The sequence below is a fragment of the Nocardia altamirensis NBRC 108246 genome, assembly GCF_001612685.1.
Lineage (GTDB): Bacteria > Actinomycetota > Actinomycetes > Mycobacteriales > Mycobacteriaceae > Nocardia > Nocardia altamirensis.
Genome location: NZ_BDAY01000016.1, coordinates 129,507 through 142,638, shown reverse-complemented (window position 1 = coordinate 142,638; position 13,132 = coordinate 129,507). Strand labels below are relative to the sequence as shown.

Here is a 13,132-nt window from a genome sequence, read left to right as displayed (position 1 = left end):
GCCGCACGGATTCAGAGCCGAAGGATAGAACGCGGCGCGATCGGCACGGGCGGACCCGTCCCCACCCTTGGGAGCGCCACGCCGCCCACCGCATCCTGCTCAGTCTCGCTCCCCTTGCCGTCGCCGGTAACGCTGTTCGAATCCGGCCGCGTAGGTCACGGGCGGCGTCGATGACGACGAATGCTCTATGACACCGTCCTCGGCGATATAGAAGATCGCCCGCCCGATCGCGATCTCCCCGCGCGGCACCGGCACATAGACCATCCAACCCGCGCTGATCCGGTCGGCCCGCAACTGCGCGAGCGGATAACCCGTCACGTCCAACCGCCGCTCGGTGATGTACGCACGGACACGGGCGATGGCCTCCGGTCCCGACATCCGGCGCCGGGTCTCCGTGTCCAGCGAACCGGCAATCGAGAACTGGTACATCGCACCGTCGATATCGAAACGCTCTGGATCATCGAAGATTTCGCCAACCAGCTCCCTTGTGACCGCGCCGACCTGTGCGGCCGACTCCAGCGCAGCGGCCGCCGCGCGCACCCGGTCACTCGCCCGATCAGGCAGCACACTCGCCACGATGTCGGCCACCGTGTCGGCGGTCCACACCCCGGGGATCGCCGCACCGGAGTGCTCCGCCGATGGCGACTCGCCCCGATACCATCGCCCGGAATCCCACCAGTAGCAGAACGACAGCAACCCCGCGGCGGCGCGCGGGTTCAGCACCGGGTCGGCCACCCAATCCGGCGCCCCGGCATAGGAATTCGGCATCTCGGCACCGCCGTTGTATACCGCGTCGAGTGCGGGCGGATTCCACACACCTCCCGACAGCACGGCCCGGCCGCCAGGCAGCACGTACAGCGTGGAGCCTGCCCGCCGGGAGCTTTCGAACCAGCCGAGCGACGGCAACACGCGCGGTCCGCGCTCTGATCGGACGGCGACGAACGCCGCCGACAGCATCGCCCATCGCGCCCACATCACCGGCAGGTCCGGCAGTTCGTTCGTCATGGGTGTCGGCCGAACCCCCGCGTCCAGATCGCCGCGTACGGCGGCGGCAGCGCGCTGCGGGCTGCGGGTTTGCCGATCAGCGTGTTCGAGGTAGGCCGCCAGCCAGATAGGCAGTCGTTCCCTCGGATAGGCCGCCAGATCGTCCCGATATGCCTCGGGAGCGAACAAGTGAGCGTCCGGAAACGGCTCGTCGCCGCGGTCGTAGTCGACGTCGAGCTCACCGTCGGCGCTCGACCACAGGATCAGCCGCCACCACGGTCCGCCGGCAACCCGCGCCGAGACGGCACGGTGTTGCCGTGCCAGCACCGTCATCGCCTCCGTCGGCGGCACCGATACCGGCCGCGCGTCACCATCCAGGCAGGTGATCTCCACGATGTCCGCGCCGACGGTCAACGCGAAAGTGGCCTGCCACGAGCGGCATTCCGGTGGCACCGCCGCCGAGATCGCTGCGGCGATCTCCCGTACCAGCCGGGTCTGCTCCGCTGGATCGTCCGTCTCCGGACCCTGCACTCGGTGACCTCCTAAGCGTCTGCTCGGCGGACTCGTCGCAGTCCGTCGTCACTCGGGTTCGCCGTGCCAGCCGTCGCCGAGGGCCGCGCGGTGTCGACGAGCAGTTGGCACAACGTCTGCGCCGGTTCGGAGGCACTTTCCCCGTTGAGCATGACGTCGGTGAACGCATCTGCCAGTGCCGCAGGAGCATCGAACCTTCCTTTGTCGAAACTGCTGCCGCTCAACTGATCACGCCATCGCATGTAGCCGTGCACGACCCGCGCGAGACCGACGCGCCGGTACCCGCCGTCCCTGAGGTACTCCGCGATCAGCGCCCGTTGCGCCCGAGCGCGCGCCTGCCCCGCACCGGCGAGATCGAAGGCGCGCCCGAATTCGCGAACCGTCGCGGTGTAGACCGGGCGGGTATCCGATTGCGCAACAACCGATCCCGGCCGGTTCGCCGCGCGAATCGCCTCGGCAAGCCGAGCCACGTCCACGAGCAGAGTGGCGTTCAGGTCGGCCTGCCAGGTGCTCACGGTTTCCTCGACTCCGGTCACCCGCCGCTCGACGCGGGCGATGGCGCGCACCCCGAACGGCGTGATCCCGACGTAGCGCAGCGCGATGACCGGAAACTTCGTCAGCACGTCGTCGACGGCTGTCAGGTACTCGAGGACGTGGCCCGCATCGATCTCCGGCGTATCCAATCCAGACACCGCGATACCGTGCCGATCGGCGAGTTCTCTTGCCCGCCGCATGATTTCACGGTCTGCGGACGATGGGGGGCTGGATCGCTCTTGCCGGGTGCGGTCGGTGCCCGCCGTGACAAGACTCCGCACCGGAGCGGGGCTCTTCGCTCCGGTGGGCGCGCCGGCGGGCGGGCGGTCCGGCCTGGCCGCCGCGGGACTTCCGCCCGGCGGTCCGGCCGGGAGCCCGCCTTCGGACCATGGCGTCCCCGGCGGCCGCCGCCCGAACGGCGCACTGACAGCAGGTGGACTGGCACCGGCGCGCGGCGGTGCCACGGTGTTGGTCGGCCCGCCCGGAGCCGGGGCCGTCGCCGACTTCTTCTCGCTACCCGCAGGCCTGTCGGCTTGCCGAACACTCGGCGGCACCGCATTCGATGTCGCGCTCGGCTCGACCGGCCGGCGTAGGCCCTGGCCGACCGCGCGATCACCGGCGCCCGCACCGACTGGCGCGGCCTGCGGATCCGCTCCGCCATCGACCCCACGACTTCCCTGCCGATTCCCGCCACTCGACGCCGGATCAGGAATACCGTTGTGCGGCAACGGTATTGCCTGCAAAGGCAGCGCCTCAGCATCGACCTGACCTGGACCCGTCTGCCGCGCAACACCGGGGAGCTGCTCAGGCAAGGAAGGGTTCACTGCGACATCCGATGCGCGAACGGGTTCGGCAGGCAGATCCCCACCGAGCGGCAGTGCGGCCCCGGCATCCTGCGCGGCGGCCGACTCCATCCGCTTGCCGCCCACTTGATCCAGGATCTGAAAGCTCTCGGCGGCGATCATCACATCTCGGCCGAAGCCGTCCACCGCAGTGGAGAAGTCCTCCAATGCCGCCACGGCTTGCCGCGCGTCCGGCTCGTAGGTCTTCTCGAATGCCTTACCGGCCTCGTCGTCGCCCCACCAGCGGCCCTCCGCGTCGAGCGCGGCCCGCAACCGCGCAACGACCTGCCCGATCTCGGCGCCGATCTCCTGCATCGCCGCTCCGCGCGCGTGCAGATCTTCCGGGTCAACCCACAGCGATCGACTCACCGGCGCACTCTCCGGCTCCAGGGCGGCGGTTCGGAGCCTGCGCTGCCGCGTACCTCAACGCTGCCCCTTCCTCGCGGTGCGAAAACGTAGGGACAACTGTAGGTCCGACGCCGCCTAACCAGGCCCGACGGCGACCTCCCAGCGCTGGGAACTCAGCCGCCTGCTCCGGAGGGTTCCGCAGGCCGTAGCGTTCGACTCGGCTCGGCGCTCGAATCCGGATGCCGGGGGCCTGGACTCGACGGGGTCGACCACCGACCCGTCCGCGCCACCCACTGCAGCACACCGATCATGACGAGGCCGAGCACCGCCGTCGCGATGCCGAGCTGCCATCCCGGTGGCCGCCAGGACAAGACCAGTTCGGCGTTGTCGGTGCCCGCCGGAATGTCGACGGCGAGGAAGGTCCGCTCCACGGTGCTGAGCGGAATGTCCTTACCGTTCAACTCGATCCGATGCCCAGGCCAGTTCAGTCTGCTGAAGACGATGCGGCCACCGCTGGTCGAGCTCACCCGGCTGACGCTGGTGGCATCATCACGCGACGAAGACGAGGTAGCGGTCACGCCGACGGTGTGCGCGATCGCCCCGTTCTTCGTCGAGACGAGTCCGTTCTCGCGTTCGAGCACCCAGATGTAGCGTTCGTGGCCCGGGTAGTCGACCCACTTCCACCCCGCCGGTGCGGGGTGCTCCCCCACGTTCGGATACTGCGCACGGTGCAGCACCACCCGGTCGACCTTCATCAGATCGACGATCGTTCTGCCGGTGGATGGTTCGGCCGCGAAGGCGCGCCGGAACGCGTCGACACAGGTGCTGCCGTCCCAAGCCATGCACAGCACCCCGGCGAACGGCGCATGCCCGATCGGCGTGTACCCGTTCACGTAGTCGAGCCCGAGGTTCTTGGCGTAGTTGCCGATGGCGAGGGATCCGTAGGCGCCGGTGATGCTTCGGTCCTCCGGTCGCAAGATCGCACGATCGGCGAGTTGCAGTGTCACGCCATCGAAGTCGGGGAACGCCGCCGTCATCTCCGAGCGCCGTTCCGGGAAGTTGTACGGCAGCGCGGTCGGCGGCGCGGCCGCCACCTGGGCGTAGGCGATCGGGAACATCGCGACGATCATCAGCACACACGCCACCGCGACGCCCTTGGCCCGCGCCAGCCACACCGCCGCCGCGCCGAGCGCGCCGACCGCCAAGACCGCGAGCAGATGGCGCACCACGATTTCCGGTGCCGCAGAGAAGGATCGGATGAACAACAGCCCGATCAGCACCCCTGCGGCGATGCCGCGGCGGCGCAGCGATGCCAGGGTGCCGTGCTTGCTCAGCAGCACGCAGACCAGGACGAGCAGCCCGAGCGCGACCATCGGCAGCACGCGGGCAGGCCAGCGCAGCGGTCCGATCGCGCCGGGGCCCGCGGTCCACATCAGCACCGCGATGGCGAAAAGTATTGGCCCGCTGAGCTCCCTGACCGAATCGTAGGCCGCCCGCCAGGCGATGAACGCCAGCGCGGGAATCAGGAACCAGGCGACATAGACCATCGGCAACGGCTGCACATGCCCCCACCATGCGGTGAATGCCGGTGTCGTGCTCGGCAAGCTGGCATTCAGCGATTCCGACCACGGCACCGTCAGGAAAGGATCGTTGTGGATCTTCGCGTTCCCCCGCCAGGTCACCTGCGAGGACAGGATCCCTGGCAGGTTGGCTCCTGCCGCGACCAGCGCGGCGGCGCCGGCGGCGAGCAGCAGCCGCAGCGACGGCCCCCAGCGCCGCTGGTAGATGGCCTCGCCGACGGCAACCGCGACGATCATCAACCCGGCTTCCACTGCGGGGAAGGCATATTGGACCGTCAGCGCGAGATACAGGAACACGAAGACCGGAATGGGACCGCCGCGTCCGCGCGCGTACAGCACCGCCGATGCCCACGCGTGCACGATCCACGCGGTCGCGGTGTGCGAGGTGAACCAGCTCGCCTCGTCGAAGAACAGGAACCATCCGCTCAACGGAAACGCGATGCCCGCCACCGCCGACCACGAGGCACGCGCGCCGTAGGCCAGGCAGATCCGGAAGACGCCGAGCCCGGCGATGATCGAGAAGACGAGCTTCACCATCGTCGCGTAGACGGCGAGATTGTCCATCGAGGGGGCGAGGAGACAGAGCAGCAGCTGCGGCGGGTTGTAGATCCCGGCCTCTTCGATGGTGTAGTTGCCCGCCATCCACTCCCAGGGCACGATCCAGGGAAATCGTCCCTCGCGCAGCTGCGTACCGAGATGGACCCACATCGGCGCGTACTGCGCCTCGGTGTCGTCGGTGTAGAAGTGCCGCGCGTTCGCCAGCAGCACTGCCGCGTAGCCGACGACCACACCGATCGCGGTCACCGCCCCCCAGATTCGCGCGTCGCGCCGCGATCCCATTTCCCCGTCAAGCCTCACGAGAGCGGGAGCATAAGCGAACCGGGTAAACACGACAAAACGACCAGGACGGCGCCGGGGCGCCGACGCTATTTGGTGAGGTGCGCCTCGAACGCGATCCGATCGCCGCGATAGAGCCCGCGCACCCGTTCGATCGGCTCGCCGTCCACGTCGAGACTGCGCCGATGCAACAACAACAGTGGCAGCGCCGTAGTGCATTCGAGCAATGCGGCCTCGCGTGGGGACGCGAGGACTGTTTCGATGCGTTCGGTGGCCCTGCCGAACACCACCCCTGAGGCACGCACCGCAGCATACAACGACGTCGTCGGATCGTAAGAGGCGCGGAGGCCTGCGAACCGAGCCAGCGGCAGGTAGGTGCTCTCCAAGCCGATGCGCTCACCGTCGGCGAGCAGCACCCGCTCCAGGTGCATCACCGAAGTGCCCACCGGCACATCGAGATCGCGGGCGATGTCGGCATCGGCGGACACATCGTCCCAGCCGACGAGCAGACGGCCGGGCACGCGCCCATAGCTGATCGCGCCTTCGGTGTAGGAACGCAGCGACAGCGGCTGCACCATTTTGGGACGCGAGACGACGGTGCCCCGGCCTTGCCGCCGAATCCGCCCCTCCACCAGCAGATCTCGCAATGCCTGGCGCACGGTCTCGCGCGCCACCTCGAACCGAACGGCCAGGTCGCGTTCCGAAGGCACCGGATCGCCCTCGGCGAGATCGTCGAGGATCGTCTCGAGTTCGGTGCGCACCCGATACGACTTCGGCAACCGATCGGGCAGCGCGAATTCCGCGCGCCCACCGTGCATGTCGCTGGTTGCCGGCTCGGCACCGACCCTCGTCACCTCCGCTGCGTCCATGCCGACAGCGTACCCGTAATTGGTCTATACCAATTGTTAACCTAGCGTTCGCACGAGCAATACCCCTTGGTCTAGACCAATGTGCACGATATGTCCCATGCGATTGGTCATCATCGGAGGTGGGATCCTCGGCACCGCACACGCCCTGGCCGCTGTCCGCCGCGGTCACGAGGTCATTCAGCTGGAGCGGGAGACCGAGGCCCGCGGGGCAACGGTGCGCAACTTCGGCCTGGTGTGGGTCTCCGGACGGTCCGCCGCGGAGCTCGAGGTGACGCTGCGGTCGCGGGAACTGTGGGAAGAGATCGGGGGCAAGGTCCCCGGCGTCGGATTCCGGCCCAACGGCTCGATCACGCTGGTGCGCACCCCCGCCGAGCTCGCCGTCGCCGAGGCCGCGAGCGCGGGCCCCACGGCCGAACGGCGCGGGTTCACGCTGCTCGAGCCAGCGCAGGTCCGCGCGCTCAACCCCGCGCTGCGCGGGAAGTTCCTTGCCGGACTGCACTGTTCGACCGACGCCGCAGTGGAGTCGCGGCAGGCACTGCCCGCGCTGCGCGCCTACCTGACCGCCACCGGCCGCTACACCTTCCACGCGAGCACCGAGGCCAGGTCGGTCACCGACACCGGCTCCGGCGCAACGGTGCACGACGACCAGGGCCGCCGCTTCGACGCCGACCTGGTGCTCGCCTGCCCCGGCGCGGCACACTCCGGCCTGACCCGCGAGCTGGCGGGCGTGCTCCCGGTACGCCGGGTCCGGCTCCAGATGATGCAGACCGCGCCGCTCGACGAGCCGCTCACCACCGCCGTCGCCGACGGCGACAGCTTTCGGTACTACCCCGGCTTCGCGGGCGAGACGCTGGACACGCTGAATCGGGAACAGTCCCAAACCGCTACCGCCGCCGAGCACAAGATGCAGCTGCTGTGCGTGCAGCGCCTGCACGGCGGGCTCACCATCGGCGACACCCACGAATACGACGAGCCGTTCGCGTTCGACGTGGACGAGGCGCCCTACGAACACCTCATCGGGGTCGCCGAAGAACTACTCGGACGCAAACTGCCGCAGGTGATCCGGCGCTGGGCCGGCGTGTACAGCCAGACCGTCGACCCGAACATGATCGTCACCCGCGCCGAGGCGAGCAAGCACATCTGGGTGATCACCGGCCCGGGCGGCCGCGGCATGACCCTCGGCCCCGTCATCGGCGAAGACACCGCCGAACTGCTGAATCTGTGAGGAAGAACGTGCCAGACAACACCATTCAACTCGCGGTCCTCGACATGGCGGGCACCACCGTCGCCGACGGCGGGCTCGTCCTGCGCGCCTTCGACGCTGCCGCCACCGCGGCGGGCATCGAGTCCGAAGGGCCGGAACGCGATTCGGCCCGCCAGTATGTCCTCGACACGATGGGTCAGTCGAAGATCGCCGTCTTCCGCGCGCTGCTCGGCGACGAAGACCGCGCCCAAGAAGCCAACCGCGCGTTCGAGAGCGCCTACGAGGCGCTGATCGACGAGGTCGAGATCACCCCGATTCCCGGTGCGGCCGAGGCGATCACCGCTTTGCGCGCCGCGGGCGTCCGGGTGGCCCTCACCACCGGGTTCAGCCGCAGCACCCAGGACCGGCTGCTGAAAGCGCTCGGCTGGCAGGACATCGCCGACCTGACCCTCGCGCCCTCGGACGCAGGACGCGGCCGCCCGTACCCCGACATGGTGCTCACCGCGGTGCTGCGGCTGCAGGCCGACGCGGTCGATCGCGTCGCGGTGCTCGGCGACACCACCAGTGACATCGCCACCGGTCTTGCCGCGGGCGCCCGGATCGTCGCAGGCACGCTCACCGGCGCGCACGACGAAGCCCAGCTGAGGGCCGCCGGCGCCACCCATGTCGTGCCCTCGGTCACCGAGTTCGCCGCACTCCTGCTCGCCGAGCACCCATGACCCCGTCGCACCAGCGACGGTCAACCGCCCCTTCGACTCCGACACTCCTCACGAACCGAAAGTTGTAGTCATCGTGCGTACTTCGACCACGCGAGCGCGTCTCGCACGCACCCTCTCCCGGACCGCGCTGCTCCTGGCCACCGCCACCGCCCTCGCGGCGACGGCGGCCTGCGGCGGCACCGGCGCCGACAGCGCGGGCGGCAAGACCGTCACCGTCTACTCCGCGGACGGCGTCGGCAGCTGGTACAAGGCCCGCTTCGCCGACTTCCAGCAGCAGACCGGCATCGCGGTCAACCTGGTCGAATCCGGCTCTGGCGAGGTCGTCAACCGAGTCAACAAGGAGCAGGGCAACCCGCAGGCCGACGTGATGGTCACCCTGCCGCCCTTCATTCAGAAGGCGAAAAGCGCAGGGCTGCTCCAGAACAGCGGCATCGACACCAGCGCAGTGCCCGCGGCCGACAAGGACGCCGACGGCAAGTACGTCACCCTGGCCAACAACTACCTGTGCTTCATCGCCAACACCTCGGTCGACGCCAGCGCACTCACCTGGGACGACCTGCTGAAGCCGGAATACAAAGGCAAGCTGCAGTATTCGACGCCAGGCCAGGCCGGTGACGGCACCGCCGTCCTCGTCCTGCTGCAGAAGCTGCTCGGCAAGCAGGGCGCACTCGATTACCTGACCAAGTTGCAGGCCAACAACGTCGGGCCGTCCCCGTCCACCGGCAAGCTGCAGGCGAAGGTCGACAAGGGCGAACTGAGCGTCGCCAACGGCGACGTGCAGATGAACCTGACCACCATCAAGGAGAAGGGCTCGAAGTTCAGCGTCTTCTTCCCCGCGACCGCCGACGGCAAGAAGTCGACCGTCGCCGTCCCCTACGTGATGGGCCTGGCCAAGGGCGCACCGCATCAGGCCGAGGCGAAGAAGCTGATGGAGTTCCTGCTGTCGGCCGAGGCCCAGAAGACCCTCGGCCCTGACGCTTTCGCGGTGTCGGCCCGCGCCGAGCTGCGCGACACACCCGCCACCGGCTCGGCGCCGTCGCCGAGCTCGGTGCTCAAAGGCGTCGACCTGCTTCCGGTCGATTGGAACACCGTGCTCACCGATCTGGATGGCGACCTTGCCGCCTACCAGAAGGCCACCGGTAGCTGAAACCCCGTAGCGGACAAGGGAGTCGACAATGCCCACTGGTGACGCGCTGGCGAGGTCAGCCGCCAAGACACCGATGCGATCCGCCATCGTCGAACCGGCGATCGTGTTCGATCGCGTCGGCGTCAGCTACCGCAGTGGTCGCAAAACCACTGTCGCGCTGACCGATTTCACGCTGCGCGTCGCCGAGGGCGAGACCGTCGCGCTCCTCGGCCCGTCCGGGTCCGGCAAGTCGACCGCGCTCAAGGCACTGGCCGGATTCGTCCGGCCGACCTCGGGCGCGGTCCGGCTGGCCGGGCGCGACGTGACCGATCTGTCGCCCGCCAAGCGCGGCATCGGCGTCGTCGTGCAGTCCTATGCGCTGTTCCCGCACATGTCGGTGCACAGCAACGTCGCCTTCGGGCTGAAATCACACCGGGTGCCGCGCAGCGAGATCGGTGCTCGGGTCACCGAGGCGCTGGACATGGTCGGCATGGGCGCCTACGCGCAGCGGCTACCGAGGGAGCTGTCCGGCGGACAGCAGCAGCGGGTCGCGATCGCCAGGGCGTTGGCCATCCGGCCCAAGGTGCTGCTGCTGGACGAGCCGCTCGCGGCGCTCGACGCACAGCTGCGCCAGTCCATGCTCGGCGAGCTGCAACAGCTGCGAAAAGCGTTGCCGGACACCGCGATGCTGTACGTCACCCACGACCAGTCCGAGGCGCTGGCACTGGCCGACCGCATCGCGGTGATGCGCGACGCGCGGCTGCTCGACATCGACACCGCCGAGAACCTGTGGCGGCGACCGCCGTCGGACTTCACCGCCGCGTTCCTCGGCGGCGCGAACCTGCTGCCCTGCACGGTGAATCGGGTGTCCGGCGGATCGGCACTGGTCAGCGTCGGCAGCCGAACGCTCCGTGCGCAGGCGCCGACCCCCGGCGTCGGCCAGGAGAACTGGGAGATCGACTCCCCTGCCCTGCTGTGCGTGCGGCCGCACACGGTCCGCCTCGGCAGCGTCGGCGACCGTGATGCGTTGCGCGGCACCGTGACCGCCGCGGTGTGGCGCGGCGCGACCACCCGGGTGCACCTGGCCGTCGACGGGCTCGCCGACGAAGTCACCGCAGACCTGGCAGGCCACGTCGACACCGCCGTCGGCACCGCCGTCGGTGTCCTGTTCCCCGATCCGGCCGGGGTGCTCATCCCGCGCGCGGTAGGTGCGCGGCTGCCATGAGTGTTCTGGAGCTGGTCCCCGACCTCGAGCCCGCCGATCGGCCTGCGCCGCAGCGCAACTGGAAGCCGGTGCTGTGGAGCCTGCCGCCGCTGCTTGTCGTCGTGTTCATCGCGGTGTACCCGATCGTCCGGGTCATCGCCGAATCCACCGTCACCCCGACCGGCCGCGGCATGTCGGTGTGGACCGACGTGCTCGGTTCCGAGCTGTTCCGGAACGCATTGTGGCGCACCGTGTCCATCGCGGTGACCTCGACACTCGGCTGCCTCGTGCTCGGCACTTTCCTCGCGATCGTGCTGGCCTTCGTGCCGTTTCCCGGCGCACAGGTGGTCGGCAGGCTCATCGATACCGTGCTGACGCTGCCGTCGTTCCTGATCACCCTCGCCTTCACGTTCCTCTACGGCACCGCGGGCGCGGTGAACGTGCTGATCGGGCGGATCACCGGGAACGACGAGCCCGCTTTGAACTTCCTCTATACCCCGCTCGGAATCGTCCTCGCCGAGATCACCTTCTTCACCCCGTTCGTCGTGCGCCCGCTGCTCGCCGCGTTCGCTCAGCTGCCGAGGGAACAACTCGACGTGGCCGCGAGCCTCGGCGCCTCCCCGTGGCGGGTGCTGCGGCAGGTAGTGCTGCCTGAGGCGTGGCCTGCCCTGGCCGCGGGCGGCAGCCTGACATTGCTGTTGACCCTCAACGAGTTCGGCATCGTCCTGTTCACCGGGGCCAAGGGCGTGCTCACGCTGCCCGCGCTGATCTATACCCGCGGCATCGTGACCTTCGACCTGCCCGGCGCCGCGGTGCTCGCCACGGTGCAGGTGGTGCTGTCGCTGACGCTGTACATCGGATATCGGCTGGTGTTCGCCCGGTTCACCGGTGCGTCCCGTAAGGAGAGCTGACCCATGCTGGTGTGGACCAGGCGCGGCAAGGCGGTCGTGCTCGCCGTCTTCGCGCTCGTCGTGCTCGTGGTGTTCGTCGCGCCGTTCGCGACCGTCGGCGCGGCCGCCTTCGCCGGGCACTGGACCGGTGCGCTGCCGTCGGACCTCGGCTTCGCCAACCTCGGCCGCGCGCTGTCGGGTGAGCAGGCGGCCAGCCTGTCGGTGAGCCTGCAGACCGCGCTACTGGCCGGTGCCATTTCCCTGGTGCTCGGCACCTGGGCGGCGCTGGCCGCGCAGGAGGCGCCGAGCTGGTGGCGGCGCTGCACCGACGCGGTGTTCCATCTGCCGGTCGCGGTGCCGTCGGTCGCTGTCGGCCTCGGTGTGCTGATCGCGTTCAACGGACAACCGCTGCTGCTCGGCGGCACCAAATGGATTGTCATCCTTGCGCATTCGGTGCTCGTGCTGGCCTACGCGTTCAGCGCGGTTGCCGCCGCGCTCGACCGCATCGATCCCGCGTACCGCCAGGCCGCCGAGTCACTCGGCGCCGGCCCGGTCCGGGTGCTCTGCCAGGTCACCCTGCCGCTGCTGCTTCCTGCGCTCGGCGCGGCCGCCGGGCTCGCGGTCGCGCTGTCCATGGGCGAGCTCGGCGCCACCATCATGGTGTACCCGGCCACCTGGAAGACGCTGCCGGTGAGCATTTTCACGCAGACCGACCGCGGCGAGGTCTTCGACGCCGCCGCGACCACCACCGTGCTCGTCCTGGTCACGCTGACGGCGTTGATCCTGCTCGGGCGCCTGCGCGGCCGCGCTGCCCTGCGCTGATACCGGCGCGCCCTAGTATGGCGTCGTGTCAGCACTTCCCCTGATTTTCACCGCGGGCTGGGCGAGCGGGGTCAACGCCTACGCCGTCGTGCTGCTGCTCGGGCTCCTCGGCCGGTTCGGCTTCGCCGACTCGGTGCCGGACGCGCTGCAGCGCACCGACGTGCTGATCGCCGCCGCTGTCCTGTTCGCGATCGAGGCGGTGGCCGACAAGATCCCCTACCTCGACTCATTCTGGGATGTGCTGCACACGGTGGTTCGCCCCGCCTCGGGCGCGGTCGTCGCGGCACTGATTGCGGGACAGGACGGTTCGCTATCGGAGCTGGCGGCAGGCGCACTCGGCGGGACAACCGCACTGGTGAGTCACCTGGTCAAGGCAGGGACGCGGATGGCGATCAACACCTCGCCGGAGCCTGCCAGCAACGTCGTGATGAGCGTCGCCGAAGACAGCGCCGTCGCCGGGATCGTGACGCTCGCCGTCTTCCACCCGCTGCCCGCGGCGCTCGTCGCGGGCACACTGCTGGTGCTCGGGGTGGTGCTCGTGCTGTTCCTCGCCACCCGGATCCGCCGCTACCTTCGTCGCCGACGAGAACGCAGAGCACAGCGCGCGGTCGCGACCTGACCGCCCCCGCTCCATTCTTCGAT

Annotated in this window: 11 protein-coding genes; 7 read left to right on the top strand and 4 right to left on the bottom strand. The window is 69.2% G+C overall.

Features of this window, described 5'->3' with window-relative positions; all coding sequences use genetic code 11:
• Positions 1–99 precede the first annotated feature (99 nt).
• The 4 genes from NA11_RS44710 to NA11_RS11585 form a co-directional block, all read right to left on the bottom strand.
• Positions 100–1,515 carry a hypothetical protein gene (locus NA11_RS44710; protein WP_069161835.1) on the bottom strand — a complete coding sequence of 472 codons (1,416 nt, stop codon included), beginning with the start codon at positions 1,513–1,515 and terminating at the stop codon, positions 100–102.
• Positions 1,516–1,526: 11 nt separating this feature from the next.
• Positions 1,527–3,260: a hypothetical protein gene (locus tag NA11_RS11595; RefSeq protein WP_069161834.1), complete on the bottom strand. Its 1,734-nt coding sequence runs from the start codon at positions 3,258–3,260 to the stop codon at positions 1,527–1,529.
• 152 nt (positions 3,261–3,412) lie between these two features.
• Positions 3,413–5,659: a hypothetical protein gene (locus NA11_RS11590; protein ID WP_069161833.1), complete on the bottom strand. Its 2,247-nt coding sequence runs from the start codon at positions 5,657–5,659 to the stop codon at positions 3,413–3,415.
• 86 nt (positions 5,660–5,745) lie between these two features.
• Entirely contained in the window at positions 5,746–6,474 is a 729-nt protein-coding gene (locus tag NA11_RS11585; RefSeq protein ID WP_069161873.1) for a GntR family transcriptional regulator, read from the bottom strand.
• A 148-nt stretch (positions 6,475–6,622) separates the two neighbouring features.
• On the opposite strand from NA11_RS11585, the gene NA11_RS11580 reads away from it, so the two are divergent.
• From NA11_RS11580 to NA11_RS11550, 7 genes are all read left to right on the top strand, one after another.
• Positions 6,623–7,750 (top strand): TIGR03364 family FAD-dependent oxidoreductase, encoded by a 1,128-nt coding sequence (locus NA11_RS11580; protein WP_069161832.1) that lies wholly within the window; start codon positions 6,623–6,625, stop codon positions 7,748–7,750.
• Between the two features lie 8 nt (positions 7,751–7,758).
• A complete protein-coding gene (locus NA11_RS11575; RefSeq protein WP_084654534.1) occupies positions 7,759–8,448 on the top strand; it encodes a phosphonatase-like hydrolase in 690 nt (229 codons plus the stop codon).
• 73 nt (positions 8,449–8,521) lie between these two features.
• Positions 8,522–9,595 (top strand): 2-aminoethylphosphonate ABC transporter substrate-binding protein, encoded by a 1,074-nt coding sequence (locus NA11_RS11570; RefSeq protein ID WP_069161831.1) that lies wholly within the window; start codon positions 8,522–8,524, stop codon positions 9,593–9,595.
• A gap of 73 nt (positions 9,596–9,668) precedes the next feature.
• Positions 9,669–10,799 (top strand): ABC transporter ATP-binding protein, encoded by a 1,131-nt coding sequence (locus NA11_RS11565; protein ID WP_069161871.1) that lies wholly within the window; start codon positions 9,669–9,671, stop codon positions 10,797–10,799.
• A complete protein-coding gene (locus NA11_RS11560; protein ID WP_084654522.1) occupies positions 10,796–11,689 on the top strand; it encodes a 2-aminoethylphosphonate ABC transporter permease subunit in 894 nt (297 codons plus the stop codon). Before NA11_RS11565 ends, NA11_RS11560 begins: the two co-directional genes overlap by 4 nt.
• A gap of 3 nt (positions 11,690–11,692) precedes the next feature.
• The gene (locus NA11_RS11555) at positions 11,693–12,490 is read left to right on the top strand and encodes an ABC transporter permease (protein WP_069161830.1); all 798 of its coding nucleotides are present in this window, start codon (positions 11,693–11,695) and stop codon (positions 12,488–12,490) included.
• A 25-nt stretch (positions 12,491–12,515) separates the two neighbouring features.
• Positions 12,516–13,109, top strand: coding sequence for a DUF4126 domain-containing protein (locus NA11_RS11550; RefSeq protein WP_069161829.1), 594 nt, complete (start codon positions 12,516–12,518; stop codon positions 13,107–13,109).
• Positions 13,110–13,132: the final 23 nt, after the last annotated feature.